Origin of the sequence: Streptomyces sp. NBC_01508 (genome assembly GCF_045040315.1) — a bacterium.
Classification (GTDB): domain Bacteria; phylum Actinomycetota; class Actinomycetes; order Streptomycetales; family Streptomycetaceae; genus Streptomyces.
This window is the reverse complement of sequence record NZ_CP109419.1, coordinates 4,499,961-4,521,016: the sequence shown is the minus strand read 5'-3', so window position 1 is coordinate 4,521,016 and position 21,056 is coordinate 4,499,961. Positions and strand designations below refer to the sequence as shown.

Genomic DNA, 21,056 nt, shown 5'->3' with positions numbered 1-21,056 from the left:
CCCACATACAAACCACGAATTTAATATGTGCAATTGCACTCCCCTGCCAGCACCCCCTCCTCTCCCCCAACTCCCGCCCCACAGCACAAAAAAGATCGCGCTGGACCCGGCGGAGTCCAGCGCGATCAACGTGACGTTGCCCCGTTTCGCGGGGGCATGGGACCTGTTGGGGCAGGTGCCCGTCGTGTGGAGCGTTGTGAAGCTATGTGGATCAATGTGGAGCTATGAAGCGGGGCGACCGGATTGGGGACCCGGGTACCCGGTTGGGTTGATTGGTTGTCAGCTGTGCCCTGACGAGGTTTTCAGGCCTCGCTGCGCTGCTGCGGAATACCCGCGAGCAGTGCGCGGACCTCTGCCTCGCGGTACCGGCGATGCCCACCGAGCGTGCGGATGGACGTGAGCTTGCCTGCCTTTGCCCAGCGTGTGACCGTCTTCGGATCCACACGGAACATCGTGGCAACCTCAGCCGGGGTCAGCAGCGGCTCGGCATCAGGGGTGCGAGCGGTCATGAGCGGCCTCCTCGGGAGAACCGAACCATCTCGGTTCTTTCCTCTAAATTCTGCACCTTGACCCACGTTGCCCGAAATGGCGGACGCGGGCCGAGTCGGTTATAGGACGAACGGCTTGTCCTCGGCACTACAACTACACCATCTGTCCAGCCTCGTCGGCCAAACCGATGGAATTGCCCTCTCAGGTGTTCATCAACGACGGAAGCCGATGGACCATGCCATAGCGGACAGTTACGCCGCAGTGACGATCAGTCACAGGAGCAATCAGGAGTCCCCAGACCCCCTATAGAGCGCAATGTCGAGCATTCCACCCACACTTGGACGGAAGGAACCCTCCCCGGACTCCTTGTCCTATTTTGACACGAGGGTGGGTGATGGGCGCAAGAGCGCCGTAAAGTGCGGTCCGTCACGCTTGAGGCATAGAGCCCGGATCGGGGCCTACGTCCCATGGAGTGGGACGCCGGGGCGCCGCCGGCCCCGCCCCGCGCACTCCAGGTGCGCCCTCAGTTGGCGAACTGACGGTCCCTGACCGCCCGCCAGCGCTCCGCCAGCCGTTCGTACGCCTCGCCCGCCGCCTCGCCGTCCCCGGCCCGCAGCGCGGCGATCCCGGCCGCCACGTCCGCCGCCGACCGGTCGTCGGCGAGCTGCGGCCCGGTCAGGGCGTGCACCAGCCCGCCGTAGTCCAGTTCGACCAGCGAGCGGGGGTGGAACTCCTCCAGCCACCGCCCCACGTCCATGAGCCCCGCGATCAGCGGCCCCTCGTCGACCGACTCCCGCAGCGCCTTCAGCGCGCGGGCCAGCCGGCGCCGCGCCTGCACCATCGGGGTCCGGTAGCGCAGGGTCGGCGCGGTGGGTCCCTCGGCCTCGTACGCCCGGTACTCGCGCTCGTCGTCGGCGAAGAGCGTGAACCAGCGCACGGGCACCTGCCAGACCGCCGTCCTGATCCACGGCCGGGCGTCCGGATTCCGCTCCCGCCACCGCTCGAAGTCCGCCGCCGCCTGCCCGCGCACCACCGGCGGCAGCACCGCGTCGAGCAGCGGCGTCGGCAGGGTGTCGCCCAGCGACTCCAGCGCCAGCCAGCCGCGCAGCCGGGTGCGCCACGGGCAGACGCACACCACGCCGTCCACCTCCGTCACGAACGCGTCGGCGCTCTCGTGGACGGGCACCGGGACCGGCGGTGTGGGCAGCAAGTCGGCCAGGGAGCGCCGCAGTTCGTCCTGTGCGGTCGGGGTGCGCTCCCGGGCGGCATAGCGCGCCCAGTGGCTCCTCTCGGGCTCCGGAAAGGCCGCCAGGGGCTCGTACACCCGCAGGTAGGAGGCGTAAGGGACAAGGAGTGCAGACACCGCTGGCATGCGGCGAATCGTCCCATGCCCGTACCTCTCGGAAGGGTGATCCTCGGCACTGCGTCGGATCTACGTCACGGTAGGACTTACCCTCATGCCCAAACAGTCCCTCCCCACCCCCAGGAGGGGCTACTCACCGCTTCGTACTTGGGAGTCACCACCGTGACCGATGTGACCGGAGCCCCTGTCGCAACCGTCGACGTACTGCACACCCTGTTCCACTCCGAGCAAGGTGGCCACGAGCAGGTCGTCCTGTGCCAGGACCGCGCCAGTGGGCTCAAGGCAGTCATCGCCCTGCACTCCACCGCCCTGGGCCCCGCCCTGGGCGGCACCCGTTTCTACCCGTACGCCTCCGAGGGAGAAGCCGTCGCCGACGCGCTGAACCTGTCACGGGGCATGTCGTACAAGAACGCCATGGCCGGTCTCGACCACGGCGGCGGCAAGGCCGTGATCATCGGTGACCCCGAGCAGTTCGAGGGCGACCGGAGAACGGAGCTGCTGCTGGCGTACGGCCGGTGCGTGGCCTCGCTCGGCGGCCGTTACGTGACGGCCTGCGACGTCGGTACGTATGTCGCCGACATGGACGTCGTCGCCCGTGAGTGCCGCTGGACGACCGGCCGCTCGCCCGAGAACGGCGGCGCCGGCGACTCCTCCGTACTGACGGCCTTCGGTGTCTTCCAGGGGATGCGCGCGAGCGCCCAGCACCTGTGGGGCGACCCGTCACTGCGGGGCCGCAAGGTCGGCGTCGCGGGCGTCGGCAAGGTCGGGCACCACCTGGTCGAGCATCTGCTCCAGGACGGCGCGTCCGTCGTGATCACGGACGTACGGGACGAGTCCGTGCTCCGGATCACCGACCGGCACCCCGAGGTGGCCGTGGCCGCCGACACCGACGCGCTGATCCGCGTCGAGGGTCTGGACGTCTACGCGCCGTGCGCGCTCGGCGGGGCGCTGAACGACGACTCCGTGCCCGTGCTGACCGCGAAGGTGGTGTGCGGGGCGGCCAACAACCAGCTCTCGCACCCCGGCGTCGAGAAGGATCTCGCCGACCGCGGCATCCTCTACGCGCCGGACTACGTGGTGAACGCGGGCGGCGTGATCCAGGTCGCCGACGAGCTGCACGGATTCGACTTCGAGCGGTGCCGGGCGAAGGCCGCGAAGATCTTCGACACCACGCTTTCAATCTTCGCACGTGCGAAGGACGACGGGATTCCGCCGGCCGCGGCGGCCGACAGGATCGCCGAACAGCGCATCTCGGAGGCCCGCGTCCGCTGACGCCGGGAGGGGGCGATCGGCCACCGCGGAGCCGACCCGGAGCCGCCGTGCGGTTCCGGGGGAGACGAGACTCACCCCGGTCGGCGGGTCGCCCCTCAGGAAGAGGTTAAAATCGCAGCTGACCAGCGGGGACAGCCGTTCTCGCCGGTCCCGCGCCGAGGCGCGTCATGCGGGCGGCGTACCGTATGGCCGCGGAAGCAGGTACCGTTGAAGTCCTAAGGACGGGTCTCTCCACGGAGAGCTCGTTCTGAAACATGAACGCGTGTCAAGACTCTGGGGCCGTGGAGCCCCGTCACCGAGGGGGTCGAGCCATGGGGCGCGGCCGGGCCAAGGCCAAGCAGACAAAGGTCGCCCGCCAGCTGAAGTACAACAGCGGCGGGACAGACCTGTCGCGTCTGGCCAATGAGCTGGGCGCATCGCCTTCGAGTCAACCGCCGAACGCTGAGCCGTTCGAGGATGACGACGAGGAAGATGACCCGTACGCACAGTACGCGGAGCTGTACAACGACGACGAAGAGGACGAGGAGTCCGGCCCGTCGTCACAGCGTCGCGGTGCTTGACGTACGTACACCTCAAGAAGTAATCACTCATGTGACCCGGTCCGGGCTCCCCGGACCGGGTTTCACCATGACACCAGTGCCCCTCGGGCACGGCCTCAGGCCGCATGGTCCCCGGTGAGCGTCGCGCCCGTGGTGTGGTGCCCCCGGTCCTCGACGGCGCCGGCCACCCACGCGTCCACACCCCGGTCGGCGAGGGTGGTGAGCGTCGCGTCCACCGATGTCTCCGGGACGACGGCGATCATGCCGACGCCCATGTTGAGCGTCTTCTCCAGCTCCGTACGCTCCACCTGACCCGCCTCGCCGATCAGGTCGAAGACCGCGCCGGGCGCCCAGGTCGAACGGTCCACCGTGGCGTGCAGATGGTCCGGGACGATCCGCGCCAGGTTGTTGGCGAGGCCGCCGCCGGTGATGTGGCTGAAAGCGTGCACCTCGGTGGTCCTGGTCAGCGCCAGGCAGTCCAGCGAGTAGATCTTGGTGGGCTCCAGCAGCTCCGCGCCGAGCGTGCGGCCGAACTCCGCGACCTCGCGCTCCAGCGACCAGCCGAGCCGGTCGAACACGACATGCCGGACGAGTGAGTACCCGTTGGAGTGAAGCCCGGAGGACGCCATGGCGATCACGACGTCACCCGTACGGATACGATCCGCGCCCAGCAGCCGGTCGGCCTCGACCACGCCCGTACCGGCGCCGGCGACGTCGAAGTCGTCCTCGCCGAGGAGGCCGGGGTGCTCGGCGGTCTCGCCGCCCACAAGGGCGCAGCCGGCCAGCACACAGCCCTCGGCGATGCCCTTGACAATGGCGGCGACGCGCTCGGGGAACACCTTGCCGACGCAGATGTAGTCGGTCATGAAGAGCGGTTCGGCGCCGCACACCACCAGGTCGTCCACGACCATGCCCACGAGGTCGTGGCCGATCGTGTCGTAGACGCCCATCTTGTGGGCCAGATCGACCTTCGTACCCACGCCGTCGGTGGCCGAGGCGAGCAGCGGGCGCTCGTAGCGCTTGAGCGCGGAGGCGTCGAAGAGCCCGGCGAAGCCGCCGAGACCGCCGACGGTCTCGGGGCGCTGGGTCTTCTTCACCCACTCCTTCATCAGCGCGACGGCGCGGTCGCCGGCCTCGATGTCGACGCCCGCGGCGGCGTAGGAGGCACCGGAGGATTCAGCTGGCATGGCGGGGAACTTTCGTGTCGGTGCTGCGGAGGTTTGGTTCGGGGACGGGATCCGTGCCGTGGGGGCCGTGGGTTCGGGACGTGGCTGCGGGCCGCCGCGACCGGGTGGGGGGCGCGGCGGGCTTGAGGGGCACGTTCACGGGCGCTCACGGCCGCTGTCAGGGCCGCCTGAGCGCGTCGGCGGCATCGGCGCCGCCCGCCAGCTCGGTCTCCAGCAGCTGCTTGCCGAGGAGTTCCGGATCGGGCAGGTCCATCGGGTACTCGCCGTCGAAGCAGGCGCGGCAGAGATTCGGCTTGGCGATGGTGGTCGCCTCGATCATGCCGTCGATGGAGATGTACGAGAGCGAGTCGGCGCCCAGGGACTTGCCGATCTCGTCGATGGACATGCCGTTGGCGATCAGCTCCGCGCGGGTGGCGAAGTCGATGCCGAAGAAGCACGGCCACTTCACCGGCGGGGACGAGATCCGGATGTGGATCTCGGCGGCGCCGGCCTCACGGAGCATCTTGACCAGGGCGCGCTGGGTGTTGCCGCGGACGATCGAGTCGTCCACGACCACCAGGCGCTTGCCCCTGATGACCTCTTTAAGAGGATTGAGCTTGAGACGGATACCGAGCTGGCGGATGGTCTGCGAGGGCTGGATGAAGGTCCGGCCCACGTACGCGTTCTTCACCAGTCCCGAGCCGTACGGGATGCCGCTCGCCTCCGCGTAACCGATCGCGGCGGGGGTGCCGGACTCCGGTGTCGCTATGACGAGATCGGCGTCGGCGGGTGCTTCCGCGGCGAGTTTCCGGCCCATCTCCACACGGGAGAGGTAGACGTTCCGGCCGGCGATGTCGGTGTCGGGGCGGGCCAGGTACACGTACTCGAAGACACAGCCCTTGGGCTTCGCTTCAGCGAATCGGGAGGTGCGGAGGCCGTTCTCGTCGATGGCGATCAGCTCGCCGGGCTCGATCTCCCGGACGTAGGCGGCGCCGCAGATGTCGAGAGCGGCGCTCTCGGAGGCCACGACCCAGCCGCGTTCGAGCCGGCCGAGGACCAGCGGGCGGATGCCCTGCGGGTCACGGGCCGCGTACAGGGTGTGCTCGTCCATGAAGACGAGCGAGAAGGCGCCCTTGGTGTGCCGCAGGACCTGCGGGGCGGCCTGTTCGACGGTGAGGGGCTTGCCGTCGTCGCCCGTCTGTCCGGCGAGGAGCGCCGTGATCAGATCGGTGTCGTTGGTGGCGGCGACGCGCGTCGTGCGGCCGTTCTCCTTGGGGAGGTCGGCGACCAGCTCGGCCAGCTCGGCCGTGTTGACCAGATTGCCGTTGTGGCCGAGCGCGATGGAGCCGTGGGCGGTGGCCCTGAAGGTCGGCTGCGCGTTCTCCCACACCGAGGCTCCGGTGGTGGAGTAGCGGGCGTGACCCACGGCGATATGGCCTTGGAGGGAGCCGAGGGAAGTTTCGTCGAAGACCTGTGAGACAAGGCCCATGTCCTTGAAGACAAGGATCTGGGAGCCGTTGCTCACTGCGATGCCCGCGGACTCCTGTCCGCGGTGTTGCAGTGCATACAGTCCGAAGTAGGTGAGCTTGGCGACCTCTTCACCGGGGGCCCAGACTCCGAAGACGCCGCAAGCGTCCTGAGGGCCCTTCTCGCCGGGGAGCAGGTCGTGGTTGAGTCGTCCATCACCACGAGGCACGGCACCGAGTGTAGGCGAGAACGACCGCTGGTCCGAATGCGGTACGGAAGTGGGCCGTGAGGTGGACGGCGAAGCGGGCCGGCGGCGTGTCGCCACCGGCCCACCCCGACAGCCCCTCCCTCACCAGGGAGAACCGTGCCGGTACTACTTCGCGGGGGCGTCGGCGACGGCCCCGAAACCGGTGCCGTCGGCCGCCTTGAGGGTCAGCTCACGGTGGTGCACCTCATACGTCACCTTCCCGTCGAGCGCCTTCAGGAGCTTGCGCTCCAGGGACATTCCCGGCTCCGGGCAGAGCTTCCTGGTGGACCTGACCGGTCCGAAGGTGATCGTGGAGTCCGTGGTCTTCGCGGACGCCGAGAAGGTGTTGCAGCCGAGGCTGCCGCTCACGGTGCCGCCCTTGCCGAAGGTGAGCGTCGCCTTCCCGCTCTCGCCCTTCTTGTCCGTGGGCAGCGAGCTGACCGTCTCCCCGGAGAGGAGACTGCTGACCGTCCACTCGGTGCCCACGAGCGGGGCGGGCTGCTCGGCGGACATGGCGATGGAGTCTCCCCCGGCGGTGGTGAGGGTGAGCCTCTTGTCCTCGATCTTGGCCGTGAGCTTGCCCGAGAAGGCCCCGTTGAGCGCCTTCTCGAAGGCCTGAAGCTCCTCCGGGCAGCCGATCAGCGTCATTTCCTTCTCACCGACGGTGACCGTGTCGCCGTCGACGGTGACCTGTGCGCCGATGGAGTTGCATCCGGTGTTCGCGCTGGCCCTGCCCTTGGAGTCGATCTCCACACTGGCTCCGGCGGGCGCCGCGGTCTTCTTGCCGTCGACGCTGAGGCTGTCGATGCCCCAGCGCACGTCGGTCAGGGGCAGATCGGTGCGCACCGCGTCGCCGGCCTCGGCCGCCCCGTCGGCGCCTCTGCCGGATTCCGTGCCGCAGCCGGCGAGGGCGAGGAGGGCCAGGGTCGTGAGGGCGGTGACGGTGGTGGTCACTGACTGTTTCGGCATACCGGTGGGACGAGGCAGGCCCGGGTCCGGTTCCGTACGGGTGCCGGGCGGGGGCGGCCGGGTGGGCCTCGGTCAGCTCATGACCGGCAGCGCGGCGGCCAGGTCCGCGCGTTCGCCGCCGGCGCTGACCTGGGCCGATGCCAGCGCCTCGGACCAGGTCGTACGCCCGGTGGCCAGCCGCAGCCAGGTCAGCGGGTCCGTCTCCACGACGTTCGGCGGGGTGCCCCGGGTGTGCCGGGGGCCCTCCACGCACTGGACGACGGCGTACGGCGGGATCCGCACCTCCGTCGAAGCGCCGGGTGCCTTCTCCGCGAGCGCGTCGGCGAGCAGCCGGGTACAGGCGGCGAGCGCCCGCGGGTCGAAGGGGATGTCGAGCCCGGCCGCGCGGTTCAGGTCGTCGGTGTGGACGACCAGCTCGACGGTCCGGGTCACCAGGAAGTCGCCGAGGCGCATCGCGCCGACCCGGACACCGACCAGCCGGTCGGCCGGGGCGTCGGGCAGCAGCGCGGTGATCCGGCCTGCCGTGCGCTCGAACAGCTCGGCGGGTTCGGCGGAGGCCGCGTACGTCTTGACGTCGTCCGAGATCGGGGTGGCCAGCGCGGCCGTCGCGAACGCCCAGCCGGGCAGCCCCACCTCAGCGACGGGCGGCGCCGGCTGCTCCAGCGCGCGGCTGACCGACTCGACGCCGAAACACACGTGGGCGGCCAGCTCGCGCACGGTCCACTCGCCGAGGGCGGCGGGCCGGGCGAGCTGCTCGGGGGTGAGGGCGGCGACCGCTTCGCGCACGTGCGCGAACTGGGTGAGGACGGCGGTACGGGTCTTGTCGGAGTCGTAACCGCGTTGTCTGCGCTTCTTGGCCGGTGGCATAGCCGGGAGGCTAATCGAGTTGCCGGTCGGGCCGCCCGGCCGGGGTGGCTTCCTCTTCCGGGGTGAACGACTCGCCGTTGGCCGGGACCCCGACCCCGCGCCAGGTGAAGGGGATGCCGCGCGCCGTGTCCAGGTCGGGGCCGTCCATCAGCTGGAAGTGCAGGTGCGGCTCGGTGGAGTTGCCGGTGTTGCCGCAGTCGGCGATCCGCTGTCCCGTGCGCACCGTGTCGCCCACGGCGACGGTCACCGAGCCCTGCTTGAGGTGCGCGTACGCGGCGTACGTGCCGTCGCCGAGGTCCAGGATCACGTGATTGCCCAAGATCCACGAAGGGCCTGTGGCTTCGCGCACCATGCCCTCGATCAGCATCATCCAGACGAGCGCGGGTATCGAGGTGCGGGTCAGATGGTCGCGCCGCCCGTTCAGCACACGCACGACCGTCGCGTCGGCCACGGCCAGCACGGGGGCACCGAAGGCCGGATAGGCGCTGTTCCCCCGCGCGAGCGGCCACAGCTTCGCGAACGGCGGGCGGGTGTCGGGGTCCGGGGCGGCCAGGATGTCGATGGCGTACGTCTGGCCGTAGCCGTGGAGGCCGTGGCTGGGCACCTTGTCCGCCGGGCTGTTGTGCGCGAGCCAGCGCCCGGACACCGGCGCCGCCACCTCGACGGGCGCGCGTTCGGTCCGCTTCAGCGCGGCGGCGCTCAGCCTCCCCAGGGTCACGAATGTCACGATCGGGAACAGGGCCAGGCCGCCTGCCGCCCAGGGCGGCAGGCGCAGATCGGCGAAGATCATGCACAGGACGAGCACGGGGACGGCCAGGAAGCAGCAGCGGGCCAGGACCATGGCGAGTTTTCGGACGGACATGACGGGAGTCACCTCGGTGGGAGTGTCGGGTGTGCTGTCACGCTCAGTTCCTGGCGGCGGAGAGCATGACCAGCAGCGGTACGACACGGGCGGCGGGCACCTCGTGGCGGCCCTGCCCCGTCACCCGGAGCCAGCCCGCGCCGGTCAGTTGGCGCAGGTGGTGGTAGATCTGGCCGCTGGTGCCGATGTCGTCCAGCGCGGTCAGTTCGGCGGCGGTACGCAGACCGCTGAGGATCTCGCGCAGCATCCGCAGCCGTACGGCGTGTCCGAGCGCCGCGAAGTGCTCGGCGGTTACCGACCAGTCGGCGTCGAGCAGGTCGTCGGTCAGTTCGGTGATCTGCCACCGGTAGGGCTCCCCGGTCGGTAGCCGTACCGAGCCCGTGTACGTCACACCACCGGCGTCCGCCCCCGCCGCCGTCAACTGCTCCTCCAGGAACTCCAGCGGCCTCAGTGTGTCGTCCGCCGGCTGTCCCGGTCGCTCCCCTCGCGGCGGCCGGGAGGGCGCCTCCGCTCCCGTACGCTCCAGCGCCGCGAGACGGCGCTCCACCTCCGCGACGCGCTCTTCGAGATCCATGTGGGGAATTTACGTAATTACGCAATCAAATGCAAGTCGCGGCCTCGTGTGCGGCCCGTCACACGGAAAATCGCCGGCCGGGCTGCGTCCGCAGCCCGGCCGGCGATTGAGGAAAGAAGAAGGGCTCAGGCCAGCAGCGCCTCGATCGTCCCCTCGTGCGCCGCCCGCAGCTCGCTCAGCGCGATGCTGAACTCGCCCTGCACCTCGACCTCTTCGCCGTCCACCACACCGATCCGGGTCGCGGGTAGCCCGCGCGCACCGCACATGTCGGTGAAGCGCAACTCCTCGCTGCGCGGCACGGCGACAACCGCGCGCCCGGCCGACTCGCTGAACAGCGCCGTGAACGCGTCGAGCCCGTCCGGCACGACCAGCCGCGCGCCCTTGCCGCCCCGCAGGCACGACTCGGTGACGGCCTGGATCAGACCGCCGTCGCTCAGGTCGTGCGCGGCGTCGATCATGCCGTCGCGTGATCCCGAGATCAGGATCTCGCCGAGCAGCTTCTCCCGGTCCAGGTCCACCTTCGGCGGCAGTCCGCCCAGGTGGTCGTGGATCACCTGCGACCAGGCAGAGCCGCCGAACTCCTCGCGGGTGTCGCCGAGCAGATAGAGGAGCTGGCCCTCTTCCCCAAAGGCGATCGGGGTGCGGCGCGTGACATCGTCGATCACACCGAGCACGGCCACGACCGGCGTCGGGTGGATCGCCGTCTCACCGGTCTGGTTGTAGAGCGAGACGTTGCCGCCGGTGACCGGGGTGCCCAGCTGGAGGCAGCCGTCCGCGAGACCGCGCGTGGCCTCGGCGAACTGCCACATGACGGCCGGGTCCTCGGGCGAACCGAAGTTCAGGCAGTCGGAGATGGCGAGCGGCTTGGCGCCGGAGGCGGCGACGTTGCGGTACGCCTCCGCCAGCGCGAGCTGCGCGCCCGCGTACGGGTCGAGCTTGGCGAACCGGCCGTTGCCGTCCGTCGCCATCGCCACACCGAGGTTGGTCGACGCGTCGATCCGGACCATGCCCGCGTCCTCGGGCTGCGCGAGCACCGTGTTGCCCTGGACGAAGCGGTCGTACTGGTCGGTGATCCACGCCTTCGACGCCTGGTTCGGCGAACCGACCAGCTTCAGCACCTGCTCGCGCAGCTCCGCCGAACTCGCGGGCCGGGCAAGCTTGTTGGCGTCGTCGGCCTGGAGCGCGTCCTGCCAGTCGGGGCGGGCGTAGGGGCGCTCGTACACCGGGCCGTCGTGCGCGACGGAGCGCGGCGGGACGTCCACGATCTGCTCGCCGTGCCAGAAGATCTCCAGCCGGGTGCCCTCGGTGACCTCACCGATGACCGTCGCGATGACGTCCCACTTCTCGCAGATCTCCATGAACCGGTCGACCTTGTCGGGCTCGACCACCGCGCACATGCGTTCCTGCGACTCGCTCATGAGGATTTCCTCGGGCGAGAGCGACGAGTCGCGCAGCGGGACGGTGTCCAGCTCGACCCGCATCCCGCCGGATCCGGCCGACGCCAGCTCGCTCGTCGCGCAGGACAGACCGGCGCCGCCGAGATCCTGGATACCGGCGACCAGCTTCTCGGCGAAGATCTCCAGGGTGCACTCGATGAGGAGCTTCTCCTGGAACGGGTCGCCCACCTGGACGGCCGGGCGCTTGGTCGGCTTGGCGTCGTCGAAGGTCTCCGACGCCAGCACCGAGACGCCGCCGATGCCGTCGCCGCCGGTCCGGGCGCCGTACAGGATCACCTTGTTGCCGGGGCCCGACGCCTGCGCGAGGTGGATGTCCTCGTGCCTCATCACGCCGATGCAGCCCGCGTTGACCAGCGGGTTGCCCTGGTAGCAGGGGTCGAAGACGACCTCGCCGCCGATGTTCGGCAGGCCCAGGCAGTTGCCGTAACCGCCGATGCCGGCGACGACACCGGGCAGCACGCGCCGGGTGTCGGGGTGGTCCGCCGCGCCGAAGCGCAGCGGGTCCACGACGGCGACCGGGCGGGCGCCCATGGCGAGGATGTCGCGGACGATGCCGCCGACGCCGGTGGCCGCGCCCTGGTAGGGCTCGATGTACGAGGGGTGGTTGTGCGACTCGACCTTGAAGGTGACCGCGTACCCCTGGCCGACGTCCACGACGCCCGCGTTCTCGCCGATGCCGACCAGCATCGCGTCGCTGGCGGGGGCCTTGTCGCCGAACTGCTTGAGGTGCACCTTGCTGCTCTTGTACGAGCAGTGCTCGGACCACATCACGGAGTACATGGCCAGCTCGGCGCCGGTCGGCCGGCGCCGAAGGATCTCGCGGATCCGGGTGTACTCGTCCTCCTTGAGGCCGAGTTCCTTCCAGGGCTGGTCGACGTCGGGCGTCCCGGTCGCGTTCTTGACGGTATCGAGGTTCTTGATCGTCATCAGGCGCTTACCAGCTTCTTCAGGATCGAGGTGAAGAATCCGAGCCCGTCGGTACGGCCCGTACCGATCAGCGGTTCCACGGCGTGCTCGGGGTGCGGCATCAGGCCGACGACGTTGCCCGCCGCGTTGGTGATGCCCGCGATGTCGCGGAGCGAGCCGTTCGGATTGCCGTCCAGATAGCGGAAGGCGACCCGGCCCTCGGCCTCCAGCTCGTCCAGGACCGGCTCGGCGGCCACGTACCGGCCGTCGATGTTCTTCAGCGGTACGGAGATGGACTGGCCCGCCGTGTAGTCGGAGGTCCACGCGCTCGAAGCGTTCTCCACGCGCAGCTTCTGGTCGCGGCAGATGAAGTGCAGATGGTTGTTGCGCAGCATCGCGCCCGGCAGCAGATGCGATTCGGTCAGGATCTGGAAGCCGTTGCAGATCCCCAGGACCGGCATGCCGCCCTTCGCCTGCTCGATGACCGTCTCCATCACCGGCGAAAATCGCGAAATGGCCCCGGCGCGCAGATAGTCGCCGTAGCTGAATCCGCCCGCCAGGACGACGGCGTCCACCTGCTTGATGTCCTTGTCGCGGTGCCAGAGCGAGACGGGCTCGGCGCCGGCGATCCCGATCGCGCGCAGACTGTCACGGTCGTCGAGCGTGCCGGGGAATGTGACGACTCCGATACGAGTGGTCACGACTCCACCTTTACGACGAAGTCCTCGATGACGGTGTTGGCGAGGAACGTCTCGGCCATCTCATGGATGCGGGCGAGGGCGGCCTCGTCGACCGGACCCTCCACCTCCAGCTCGAAACGCTTTCCCTGTCGGACGTCCGCGATCCCGTCGAAACCCAGCCGGGGCAGTGCGCGCTGCACTGCTTGTCCTTGCGGGTCGAGGATCTCCGGCTTGAGCATGACGTCGACTACGACGCGTGCCACTGGCACTCCCGGTGGTGTGGTGCGGCTGTGTGATGCGGCTGTGCGCGGCTGTCCGCGGCTGTGGTTCCGCCGGGGAATCCCCCGACCCCCCGAGTGCCTTCAGCGTACCCGTACGCAAAATCTACGCGAGTAGATATCCACACAGTGCCGGACTCTCCACCGATCTCCGTCGATTTCGTACCGCGCGGCCACCGGGAAAAATCCCGGAAAAATACTTGCTCCCGCCATTGCCGTCGGACACGCTGATGCAATTGGCTGGGCTTCACAATGCGGCGCGGTTCGCTGTACAAAGGAATAGCGCGACAAGTCGCATTGCCCCTAAACAGCCGGAAGGCCGGTATCGCCGCACGTCAGCCATGTTTCGAAGCATGCGCGGGACGCGGCGGTGCCGCACGAAAGGACCGATATCCGTGGCGCAGCGCGTAGTGGTCACGCTCTCCGACGACATCAGCGGCGGAGAAGCGGCGGAAACGGTCACGTTCGGCCTCGACGGGAAGTCGTACGAGATCGACCTCAATCCCGCCAACGCAAAGAAACTACGCAAGGCCCTGGCCCCGTACCTGGAAGCGGGCCGACGGCAGACCCATGCCGGAAAGAACCGTAAGTCGTACCGGCACACGGCCCTCGCGCCCGACCCGGCGGCTGTACGCGCCTGGGCACTCTCGCACCGGATGGAGGTGCCGGCCCGCGGCCGGATCCCCAAGCGGGTCTACGAGGCGTTCCGCGAGGCGAGTTGAGGAAGCGTCCGGTCGACGACGGACGGCCGGGCTCGCCGGGGAACGGAGTTGCACAGCACCCCCGGCGATCGGCTAGAGTCTGGAGCACGCCGAAGGGCAAGGCCGAAAAGCCGAACCTGACGCAGCGTGCGGGTGTAGTTCAGTAGTAGAACGCCCCCTTTCCAAGGGGGAGGCGCAGTGTGCGATCCCTGTCACCCGCTCTGCATCACATCGAAGCTTGTTGTTGGTGAACGATGCACTGCGGACGTAGCTCAGTTGGTAGAGCGCAACCTTGCCAAGGTTGAGGTCGCCAGTTCGAACCTGGTCGTCCGCTCCGTATCGAAGGCCCCGGTCACTTGTGACCGGGGCCTTCGACGTGTCTCACGCGTACGGCGATGACATTTGTCATGAGCACTGGTGACAGCGCGCACTGCTGCCGGGCCCGGTCCGCCGGGAGCCTTGTACTCATGACAAGAACTCGGGGAGACAACGCGGCTCGGCCCACGGATGTGGACGGGAACGTCATCGAGGTGGACCGGCTCCGGCGCACCTATGCCGGAGGGTTCCAGGCGGTGAACGAGATCTCGTTCACCGTCGGAGAGGGAGAGGTCTTCGCGCTGCTCGGTACGAACGGGGCGGGCAAGACCTCCACCGTGGAGATGCTGGAGGGCCTTGCCCGGCCCAGCGGCGGCACGGTACGGGTGCTCGGACGGGACCCGTTCACGGAGCGGGCGGCGGTACGGCCGCGGACGGGGGTGATGCTCCAGGAGGGCGGCTTCCCGACCGATCTGACGGTAGAGGAGACCGTACGGATGTGGTCGGGCTGCACGAGCGGGGCCCGGCCCGTCGGCGAGGCGCTGGATCTCGTGGGAATGACCGCGCGGGCCGGTGTGCGGGTCAAGCAGCTGTCCGGCGGCGAGAGGCGGCGGCTCGATCTGGCGCTCGCGCTGCTCGGACGGCCCGAGGTGCTGTTCCTCGACGAGCCGACGACCGGCCTGGACGCGGAGGGGCGGCGGGACACCTGGGACCTGGTGGCCGCGCTGCGCGACGGAGGGACGACGGTGCTGCTGACCACCCACTACCTGGAGGAGGCCGAGTCCCTCGCGGACCGGCTGGCGATCATGCACGGCGGCCGGATCGAGGTGGCGGGAACGCCCTCGGAGGTGACGGCGACCAGGCCGGCCCGGATCCGGTTCAAACTGCCCGAGGGGATGGCGCCGGGGCAGCTGCCGCTCACGCTGCGGGCGGCGGCGGACGGCCGGCAGATCGAGATCCGCACCCAGCAGCTCCAGCGGGACCTCGCCGAACTGCTGCGCTGGGCCGAGGAGTTCGCCGTACATCTGGAAGCGCTCGACGCCCGGTCGGCCTCGCTCGAAGAGGCGTTCCTCGACATCGCGGCACAGCGCACGGACACGGCGAAGGCCGGAACGGGGGTCGCCGCATGAGCGCGACAGTCACACGGAAGCGGGAGACCGCCGCGGGCGGCGGGACGACGACCAGGACGGGACGGCTGGGCGCGCTCGCGCGGGCCGAGCTGACACTGCTGGTACGCAACAGGACGACGCTCTTCGTGGCCCTGTTCGTGCCCATCGGGCTGATCGCCTCGGTCCAGGTCTCGCTGAAGAACGTCGATCTGGACGACACCGGGATGAGCGTCCTGGAGATCGCCCTGACGGGCGGCATCGGCATGGTGCTGCTGATGGTGGTGTACTCGAACCTCACCTCCGCGTTCACCGCCAGGCGCGAGGAACTGGTGCTCAAGCGGCTCCGTACGGGCGAGGTGTCCGATCCGGAGATCCTGACCGGGACCGCGCTGCCGGCCGCCATGCTGGCGTTCGCGCAGTGTGTGCTGCTGGTCGTGGTCGGGGTCGCGTTCCTGGACGTGAGCGCCCCGCGGCGGCCCGAGCTGCTGGTGCTGGGTGTGCTGGTGGGTATCGGGCTGATGGCGGCGCTGGCCGCCGCGACGGCGTCGTACACCCGCACCGTGGAGAGCGCGCAGATCACCACCATGCCGCTGTTCCTGCTCTCGGCCATGGGATCGGGCCTGTTCGTGCCGCTGGAGGCGCTGCCCGACAAGGTCGCCTCGGTCTGCGAGCTGCTGCCGATGACCGGGATCGTGACCCTGGTGCGGGCGGGGTGGCTGGGCGACGCGGTGACCGGGGACCTGCTCGCGGCGGGGCTGAATACCCTGGCCTGGTCGGTGCTGGCCGTGTTTGCTGTGAAGCGGTGGTTCCGCTGGGAGCCGCGGCGCTGAGTGCCGCGCTCAGTACCGCGCTCAGTACCGCGCTGAGTACGGCTCCGAGTGCGGCTCGGGGCACGGCTCCGGGCACGGGGCGCGACGGACGGGCGGGAGCAGGTCGATACGGGCGGGTGGGAGTGGGATGGACGGCATGGCGAGGGTGACGAGCAGGGCGCGACCGTGGGCCGGGAAGAGCAAACCGGCCAAGGTGGAGATCTACACCCGCTGGTCCTTCCACCTCTTCGTCGTCGGCGAGGTGGTGGTCATGCTGGTCGGCACCGTCAGGCGCGCCGAATCGCCGATCAGCGGGTGGCTCCTGCTGATCGGCTTCGCCCACGCGCTCGCGGTCGGCGCCTACATCTCCTACGCCCTCGACTGGGGGCTCGGCAGGCGGGAGCGGCCGATCCGTCTCATGGTCGCGACGGCCGTGCTCTCCGTCGTCGGCACCGTGGCGACCATGGGGCTCATCGCCGCTCACCCGCCCTCGAGCGAGGGCCAGATCCAGAGCATCGGCTACATACTGGTCGCCTTCGCCGGATTCGGCGTCGGCTCGCTGGTCGTCGGCGTGCGGCGGGTGAAGAACATGCTGCTGATCATGCTGGCCTCCGTCGCGGTCGTGGTGCTGTCCGGGCTGGCGTTCGGCATGCCGCTCGGCGGTGTCCTCGGCGCCGCGCTCGGGGTACTGATCGCGGGTCTGATCCTGACCTTCACCAGCGGCTTCTCGGTCTGGCTGGCCAAGGCCGTATGGGACCTGGACAGCGCCCGCGAACTCCAGTCCCGGCTCGCCGTCGCGGAGGAGCGGCTGCGCTTCGGGCGTGACCTGCACGACGTCATGGGCCGCAATCTGGCGGTGATCGCACTCAAGAGCGAACTCGCCGTGGAGCTGGCGCAGCGTGGTGGTATGGAACAGGCCGCCGCGCAGATGACCGAGGTGCAGCGGATCGCGCGGGAGTCGCAGCGGGAGGTGCGGGCGGTCGTGCGGGGGTACCGGGAAGTGGATCTCCGCACCGAACTGGAAGGCGCGCGGGGCGTGTTGGAGGCCGCGGGGATCGGATTCCGGCTGCACGGCGCGGACACGAGGGACCTGACGAGCGGTGATGGGGGCGGCGGTGCGGGTGGTGGTGCCGGTGCGGGCGGCGGTACGGGCGGCGGGATCGGCGGCGGTACGGGCCTGGCGGCCGACGTGCAGTCGGCCCTCGGGTGGGTGGTCCGTGAGGCCGCCACGAACGTGCTGCGGCACGGGGACGCGCGGCAGTGCACGGTGCGGCTGACGGTGGAGGAGGGGCGCGACGCGGTGCTGGTCGTGGAGAACGACGGGCTGCCCGGCCAGGCACCCCCGGACCGGGCGGGCGCGGAGAGCCCGCCGAAGCCGGCGGGGGCCGGGCTCGCGGGGTTGCGCGAGCGGCTGGCCACGCTCGGCGGCACGCTCGACGCGGGCCCGGTGGACGGCACCCACTTCCGGCTCACGGCCCGGGTGCCGCTGACGGCGATGTCGGGGACGCCGGTGTCGGTGTCCGTGACGCGAGAAACGAACGGGGCCACCACGGCGGCCGAGGCGACCGAGGTGACCGCGTGAGTCAGGTGCCACCCCCCGTCCCCGCCCCGGTCGCTCCCGTACGCGTCCTGCTGGCCGACGACGAGCATCTGATCCGGGGCGCGCTCGCCGCGCTCCTCGGTCTTGAGGACGATCTGACCGTGGTCGCCGAGGCCGCCTCCGGGCCCGAGGCGCTGGCGATGGCGCTGACGCACCGCCCCGACGTCGCCGTGCTCGACCTTCAGATGCCGGGCGCCGACGGTGTGAAGGTCGCCACATCCCTGCGTACCGAACTGCCCGGCTGCCGCACGATGATCGTCACCAGCCACGGCCGGCCCGGCCATCTCAAGCGGGCCTTGGCGGCGGGGGTGCGCGGCTTCGTACCGAAGACCGTCAGCGCCCGGCAGCTCGCCGAGATCATCCGTACCGTGCACGCCGGAAACCGGCACGTGGACCCGGAGTTGGCCGCCGACGCGATCTCCGCCGGGGACTCGCCGCTGACCGCTCGCGAGGCCGAGGTGCTGGAGTTGGCCGCCGACGGGGCGCCGATCGCCGACATCGCGGCATGGGCCTCGCTGTCGCAGGGCACCGTGCGGAACTATCTGTCGTCGGCCGCGACCAAACTGGGGGCTTCGAGCCGGCATACGGCGGTGCGTCTCGCCCGCGAGCGAGGTTGGGTATAGTGGGCTGCGCGCCCCGGCGCACGCGGACGTAGCTCAGTTGGTAGAGCGCAACCTTGCCAAGGTTGAGGTCGCCAGTTCGAACCTGGTCGTCCGCTCAGTGCGAGAACCCCCGGCCGGATCACCGGCCGGGGGTTCTTCGTTGTCTCACCTGTGGGTTACCAGCGGGTGCCGGTGAGGAGTTCGTACGCCTCCAGGTACTTGGCGCGCGTCGCGTCCACGACCTCCGGCGGCAGCTCCGGCGGCGGCTGGTCGCTCGCGCGGTCCCAGCCGGACGCGGACGACGTCAGCCAGTCGCGTACGTACTGCTTGTCGTACGACGGCTGGGCGTGGCCCGGCTCCCAGGTCGCCGCGGGCCAGAAGCGCGAGGAGTCCGGGGTCAGCACCTCGTCGGCGAGCACCAGCCGGTCGTCGGTGTCGAAGCCGAACTCGAACTTCGTGTCGGCGAGGACGATGCCGCGGGCGCGGGCGATGTCGCGGGCGCGGCCGTAGATGTCGAGCGTCGTGCGGCGCAGCAGCGCGGCGGTCTCCGCGCCGACCTGGCGGGCGACCTCCTCGTACGACACGTTCTCGTCGTGGTCGCCGACCGCGGCCTTCGTGGCGGGTGTGAAGATCGGCCCCGGCAGCTCGGAGCCGTCGACCAGCCCCTCGGGGAGGGCGAGTCCGCAGACGGTGCGGGTCTGCTCGTACTCGGCGAGGCCGGAGCCGGTGAGATAGCCGCGGGCGACGCACTCGACCGGGGTCATCCGCAGCGGCTCGCAGATGAGTGTGCGGCCGGCCCAGTGCGCGGGGGCGCCGTCCGGGAGGTCGGTGGAGATGACGTGATTCGGCGCGAGATCGGTGAGCTTGTCGAACCACCAGAGCGAGAGCTGGGTCAACACCCGGCCCTTGTCGGGGATTTCGGTGGGCAGGACCCAGTCGTAGGCGGAGATGCGGTCGCTGGCGACCATCACGAGATCGCCCGCCTCGTTCCGGTACAGGTCGCGCACCTTGCCGGTGTGCAGATGCACCAGGCCCGGGACCTGAAGCGGCTCGGGCTTTTCTACGAATCCGGACACGGTTCCTCGTTCCTCGCCGCGGGTGCTTTCCGGTGCCGATTCTCCCGTATGCGCGCGGGTGGGCGTGCGCGGGGGCGCGGCGCCAGGCTGTCAGTCGCGCTTGCAGATGCGGTCGAGGAGATTCGCGGTCGCCCGCTGGACGCGCGGGTCGACATGGCCGGGCCGGTCCAGCGCGGGTGACCACGCGAAGGTCCCCGAGGCGAAGACCAGGGCGCCGGAAGGGGCGCGGTAGAGCGAAGTCTCCTGATGGCGCAGGGCGTTGGCGACGTCCCGGTACGGCGAGTGGGCGAGCAGCATCCGCTCGTCGTGCTCGGGCAGCGCCGTACGCGGGAAGTAGCGGTCGGCCTCGCCGGCGACCAGGCCCGGGATCTCGTCGCCCTCACCGGCGCCGGTGGCGTCCCAGAACCAGTGCTCCGCGTTCCGTACGACCATCGGGCGCGGCTCGGGGACCCGGCCCGCGTACTGGATGCCGAGCAGCTGCTGCTCCGGCTTGTCCACCTCCCGCCAGAGGGCCGGGCGGCCGGGGCCGTGGCGCTTGCGGCAGGTGAGGAGGCGGTCCGGGACGCCGGACGGGGACGGGCCCAACTCCACCTGCCAGTACATGGTGTTGGCGGAGAGGAAGACCAGCGAGGTGCCGTGGTCGCGGGCCCGCTCGACGGTGCGGCGCATGGGCAGCGACCAGTACTCGTCGTGGCCTGGGAAGACCAGCCCCCGGTAGCGGGTCGGGTCGATCAGGCCGGCGTGCAGATCGCGGGCGTCCGCGTAGGCGATGTCGTAGCCGTAACGCTCGGCCCAGCGGATGAAGTCGTAGGCGTGGCCCACGTGGATGGGCAGACCGGCGCCCGCGTACGGGCGGTCGAAGGAGACGGTGATCGCCGCGTCCTCCTCGCCGAGGAGCCGGCCCCGCTCGTCCCAGGCGTGGTAGAGGCTGGCGCCGATGTGGCCGTCCTCCGGGTAGAGGTTGTACGCCTGCCAGGTGATGTCGGGGAGCAGGAGCAGCAGGTCGGCGGGGTGGCTGTCGCGGACCGTGAAGGGGATGTGGGAGCGGTGGCCGTCGGTGGTGGTGAGGACGGCGACGTACGCGCCCAGCGACCAGTACGACGGGATCTGGAGCCGCCAGGAGAGCCACCAGTGGTGGCAGGAGACCGTGCGCTCGGCGACGAGCGGGGCGTGCTGGACGATGCCGGAGAGACGGGGGCTGGTGGTGATCTTGCGGGCGCCCTCGCCGCCGTAGTGCCCGATCCGGTAGATGTCCACGGCGAACGGCTGGGGCGGGTCGACGGTGATGTGGAAGTCGATCGACTCGCCGGGCGCGGCGGCGCCGGTGGAGGCGAAGCCCTTGATCTGGCGGTGGACGTCGTCGGCGGTGTGCGGGCCGCCCCGGTCGCGCCCGAGCGTCGGGTCCGCGTACCAGGGGACGATGTGGCCGGTGTCGTCGAAGTAGTTCTCGCTGCCGCGCAGCCAGGGCACCGGTCCCTGGCCGAAGGGGTCGGAGACGGCGTGGGCGAGCGCTCCCGACTCCCACCGTCGAATGTGATCGGCGCACATTGGCGCGCCCCTCCCTGGAAGCCCCGTACGGGTCTTGGTGGTTGACCGACTGCCGGTGGGCGGACCGCCGTTGGGGCGGACCGTGTCAGCGTCGGTCTCCAGCACATCACATAACGCACGCACTCCGTCACCGTTCGTCGCGAAAGGGCGTGTACGGGCG

General features: G+C 70.1%; 20 protein-coding genes and 3 tRNA genes. 10 read left to right on the top strand and 13 right to left on the bottom strand.

All coding sequences use genetic code 11. From position 1 onward, the window contains the following. Window positions 1-302: 302 nt before the first annotated feature. Together bldC and OG700_RS20950 are read right to left on the bottom strand one after the other, a co-directional pair. The gene (bldC, locus tag OG700_RS20955; protein ID WP_003949541.1) at window positions 303-509 is read right to left on the bottom strand and encodes a developmental transcriptional regulator BldC; all 207 of its coding nucleotides are present in this window, start codon (window positions 507-509) and stop codon (window positions 303-305) included. A 503-nt stretch (window positions 510-1,012) separates the two neighbouring features. Further along, entirely contained in the window at window positions 1,013-1,861 is an 849-nt protein-coding gene (locus OG700_RS20950; protein WP_405615783.1) for a hypothetical protein, read from the bottom strand. Window positions 1,862-2,014: 153 nt separating this feature from the next. Here OG700_RS20950 and OG700_RS20945 point away from each other — a divergent pair, with 153 nt between their 5' ends. Next, on the top strand, window positions 2,015-3,124 hold the full coding sequence (locus OG700_RS20945; RefSeq protein ID WP_405615781.1) for a Leu/Phe/Val dehydrogenase: 1,110 nt from the start codon (window positions 2,015-2,017) through the stop codon (window positions 3,122-3,124). Window positions 3,125-3,435: 311 nt separating this feature from the next. Next, entirely contained in the window at window positions 3,436-3,684 is a 249-nt protein-coding gene (locus OG700_RS20940; protein ID WP_189111161.1) for a DUF3073 domain-containing protein, read from the top strand. Between the two features lie 95 nt (window positions 3,685-3,779). Here the strand turns inward: OG700_RS20940 and purM are convergent, their stop codons facing one another. From purM to purS, 9 genes are all read right to left on the bottom strand, one after another. Next, window positions 3,780-4,850 carry a phosphoribosylformylglycinamidine cyclo-ligase gene (gene purM, locus OG700_RS20935; protein ID WP_405615779.1) on the bottom strand — a complete coding sequence of 357 codons (1,071 nt, stop codon included), beginning with the start codon at window positions 4,848-4,850 and terminating at the stop codon, window positions 3,780-3,782. 157 nt (window positions 4,851-5,007) lie between these two features. Further along, window positions 5,008-6,525, bottom strand: coding sequence for an amidophosphoribosyltransferase (gene purF / locus OG700_RS20930; RefSeq protein WP_405615777.1), 1,518 nt, complete (start codon window positions 6,523-6,525; stop codon window positions 5,008-5,010). A 144-nt stretch (window positions 6,526-6,669) separates the two neighbouring features. Then, entirely contained in the window at window positions 6,670-7,497 is an 828-nt protein-coding gene (locus OG700_RS20925) for an META domain-containing protein (protein ID WP_405615775.1), read from the bottom strand. A gap of 87 nt (window positions 7,498-7,584) precedes the next feature. Then, window positions 7,585-8,379, bottom strand: a complete 795-nt coding sequence (locus OG700_RS20920) for a sterol carrier family protein (protein ID WP_405615773.1) — start codon at window positions 8,377-8,379, stop codon at window positions 7,585-7,587. Between the two features lie 10 nt (window positions 8,380-8,389). Beyond that, a complete protein-coding gene (locus OG700_RS20915) occupies window positions 8,390-9,241 on the bottom strand; it encodes a M23 family metallopeptidase (RefSeq protein ID WP_405615771.1) in 852 nt (283 codons plus the stop codon). A 43-nt stretch (window positions 9,242-9,284) separates the two neighbouring features. Further along, the gene (locus tag OG700_RS20910; RefSeq protein ID WP_405615768.1) at window positions 9,285-9,815 is read right to left on the bottom strand and encodes an ArsR/SmtB family transcription factor; all 531 of its coding nucleotides are present in this window, start codon (window positions 9,813-9,815) and stop codon (window positions 9,285-9,287) included. Window positions 9,816-9,940: 125 nt separating this feature from the next. Next, window positions 9,941-12,199 (bottom strand): phosphoribosylformylglycinamidine synthase subunit PurL, encoded by a 2,259-nt coding sequence (purL, locus tag OG700_RS20905; RefSeq protein WP_405615766.1) that lies wholly within the window; start codon window positions 12,197-12,199, stop codon window positions 9,941-9,943. Further along, window positions 12,199-12,879, bottom strand: a complete 681-nt coding sequence (gene purQ, locus OG700_RS20900) for a phosphoribosylformylglycinamidine synthase subunit PurQ (RefSeq protein ID WP_405615764.1) — start codon at window positions 12,877-12,879, stop codon at window positions 12,199-12,201. Before purQ ends, purL begins: the two co-directional genes overlap by 1 nt. Then, the gene (gene purS / locus OG700_RS20895; protein WP_078076409.1) at window positions 12,876-13,121 is read right to left on the bottom strand and encodes a phosphoribosylformylglycinamidine synthase subunit PurS; all 246 of its coding nucleotides are present in this window, start codon (window positions 13,119-13,121) and stop codon (window positions 12,876-12,878) included. The genes purQ and purS overlap by 4 nt, the downstream gene beginning before the upstream one ends. A 410-nt stretch (window positions 13,122-13,531) precedes the next feature. On the opposite strand from purS, the gene OG700_RS20890 reads away from it, so the two are divergent. The 8 genes from OG700_RS20890 to OG700_RS20855 all read left to right on the top strand — a co-directional run bounded on the left by OG700_RS20890 (window position 13,532) and on the right by OG700_RS20855 (window position 18,388). Beyond that, window positions 13,532-13,858, top strand: coding sequence for an Lsr2 family protein (locus OG700_RS20890; RefSeq protein ID WP_405615762.1), 327 nt, complete (start codon window positions 13,532-13,534; stop codon window positions 13,856-13,858). Between the two features lie 128 nt (window positions 13,859-13,986). Then, window positions 13,987-14,058, top strand: a tRNA-Gly gene (locus OG700_RS20885). A 40-nt stretch (window positions 14,059-14,098) separates the two neighbouring features. Continuing rightward, a tRNA-Gly gene (locus tag OG700_RS20880) sits at window positions 14,099-14,171 on the top strand. Window positions 14,172-14,304: 133 nt separating this feature from the next. Further along, window positions 14,305-15,282 carry an ABC transporter ATP-binding protein gene (locus tag OG700_RS20875; RefSeq protein ID WP_405615760.1) on the top strand — a complete coding sequence of 326 codons (978 nt, stop codon included), beginning with the start codon at window positions 14,305-14,307 and terminating at the stop codon, window positions 15,280-15,282. After that, on the top strand, window positions 15,279-16,091 hold the full coding sequence (locus tag OG700_RS20870) for an ABC transporter permease (protein WP_405615758.1): 813 nt from the start codon (window positions 15,279-15,281) through the stop codon (window positions 16,089-16,091). The genes OG700_RS20875 and OG700_RS20870 overlap by 4 nt, the downstream gene beginning before the upstream one ends. Window positions 16,092-16,227: 136 nt before the next feature. Continuing rightward, window positions 16,228-17,652 (top strand): sensor histidine kinase, encoded by a 1,425-nt coding sequence (locus tag OG700_RS20865; protein ID WP_405615756.1) that lies wholly within the window; start codon window positions 16,228-16,230, stop codon window positions 17,650-17,652. Beyond that, window positions 17,649-18,293 (top strand): response regulator, encoded by a 645-nt coding sequence (locus OG700_RS20860; protein ID WP_405615754.1) that lies wholly within the window; start codon window positions 17,649-17,651, stop codon window positions 18,291-18,293. Before OG700_RS20865 ends, OG700_RS20860 begins: the two co-directional genes overlap by 4 nt. Window positions 18,294-18,315: 22 nt before the next feature. Beyond that, a tRNA-Gly gene (locus OG700_RS20855) sits at window positions 18,316-18,388 on the top strand. Between the two features lie 60 nt (window positions 18,389-18,448). On the opposite strand, the gene OG700_RS20850 is transcribed toward OG700_RS20855, so the two are convergent. Together OG700_RS20850 and OG700_RS20845 are read right to left on the bottom strand one after the other, a co-directional pair. After that, complete coding sequence (locus OG700_RS20850) at window positions 18,449-19,348, bottom strand: phosphoribosylaminoimidazolesuccinocarboxamide synthase (protein ID WP_405615752.1); 900 nt, start codon at window positions 19,346-19,348, stop codon at window positions 18,449-18,451. A gap of 90 nt (window positions 19,349-19,438) precedes the next feature. Next, window positions 19,439-20,896 carry a N,N-dimethylformamidase beta subunit family domain-containing protein gene (locus tag OG700_RS20845; protein ID WP_405615751.1) on the bottom strand — a complete coding sequence of 486 codons (1,458 nt, stop codon included), beginning with the start codon at window positions 20,894-20,896 and terminating at the stop codon, window positions 19,439-19,441. Between the last annotated feature and the right edge of the window lie 160 nt (window positions 20,897-21,056).

What these genes read in the sequence shown, in the direction of transcription:
- bldC (WP_003949541.1), bottom strand. Translation starts at nt 509, where the DNA reads ATGACCGCTCGCACCCCTGATGCCGAGCCGCTGCTGACCCCGGCTGAG.
- OG700_RS20950 (WP_405615783.1), bottom strand. Translation starts at nt 1,861, where the DNA reads ATGCCAGCGGTGTCTGCACTCCTTGTCCCTTACGCCTCCTACCTGCGG.
- OG700_RS20940 (WP_189111161.1), top strand. Translation starts at nt 3,436, where the DNA reads ATGGGGCGCGGCCGGGCCAAGGCCAAGCAGACAAAGGTCGCCCGCCAG.
- purM (WP_405615779.1), bottom strand. Translation starts at nt 4,850, where the DNA reads ATGCCAGCTGAATCCTCCGGTGCCTCCTACGCCGCCGCGGGCGTCGAC.
- OG700_RS20920 (WP_405615773.1), bottom strand. Translation starts at nt 8,379, where the DNA reads ATGCCACCGGCCAAGAAGCGCAGACAACGCGGTTACGACTCCGACAAG.
- OG700_RS20915 (WP_405615771.1), bottom strand. Translation starts at nt 9,241, where the DNA reads ATGTCCGTCCGAAAACTCGCCATGGTCCTGGCCCGCTGCTGCTTCCTG.
- OG700_RS20910 (WP_405615768.1), bottom strand. Translation starts at nt 9,815, where the DNA reads ATGGATCTCGAAGAGCGCGTCGCGGAGGTGGAGCGCCGTCTCGCGGCG.
- purL (WP_405615766.1), bottom strand. Translation starts at nt 12,199, where the DNA reads ATGACGATCAAGAACCTCGATACCGTCAAGAACGCGACCGGGACGCCC.
- OG700_RS20875 (WP_405615760.1), top strand. Translation starts at nt 14,305, where the DNA reads ATGACAAGAACTCGGGGAGACAACGCGGCTCGGCCCACGGATGTGGAC.
- OG700_RS20870 (WP_405615758.1), top strand. Translation starts at nt 15,279, where the DNA reads ATGAGCGCGACAGTCACACGGAAGCGGGAGACCGCCGCGGGCGGCGGG.
- OG700_RS20865 (WP_405615756.1), top strand. Translation starts at nt 16,228, where the DNA reads ATGGCGAGGGTGACGAGCAGGGCGCGACCGTGGGCCGGGAAGAGCAAA.
- OG700_RS20845 (WP_405615751.1), bottom strand. Translation starts at nt 20,896, where the DNA reads ATGTGCGCCGATCACATTCGACGGTGGGAGTCGGGAGCGCTCGCCCAC.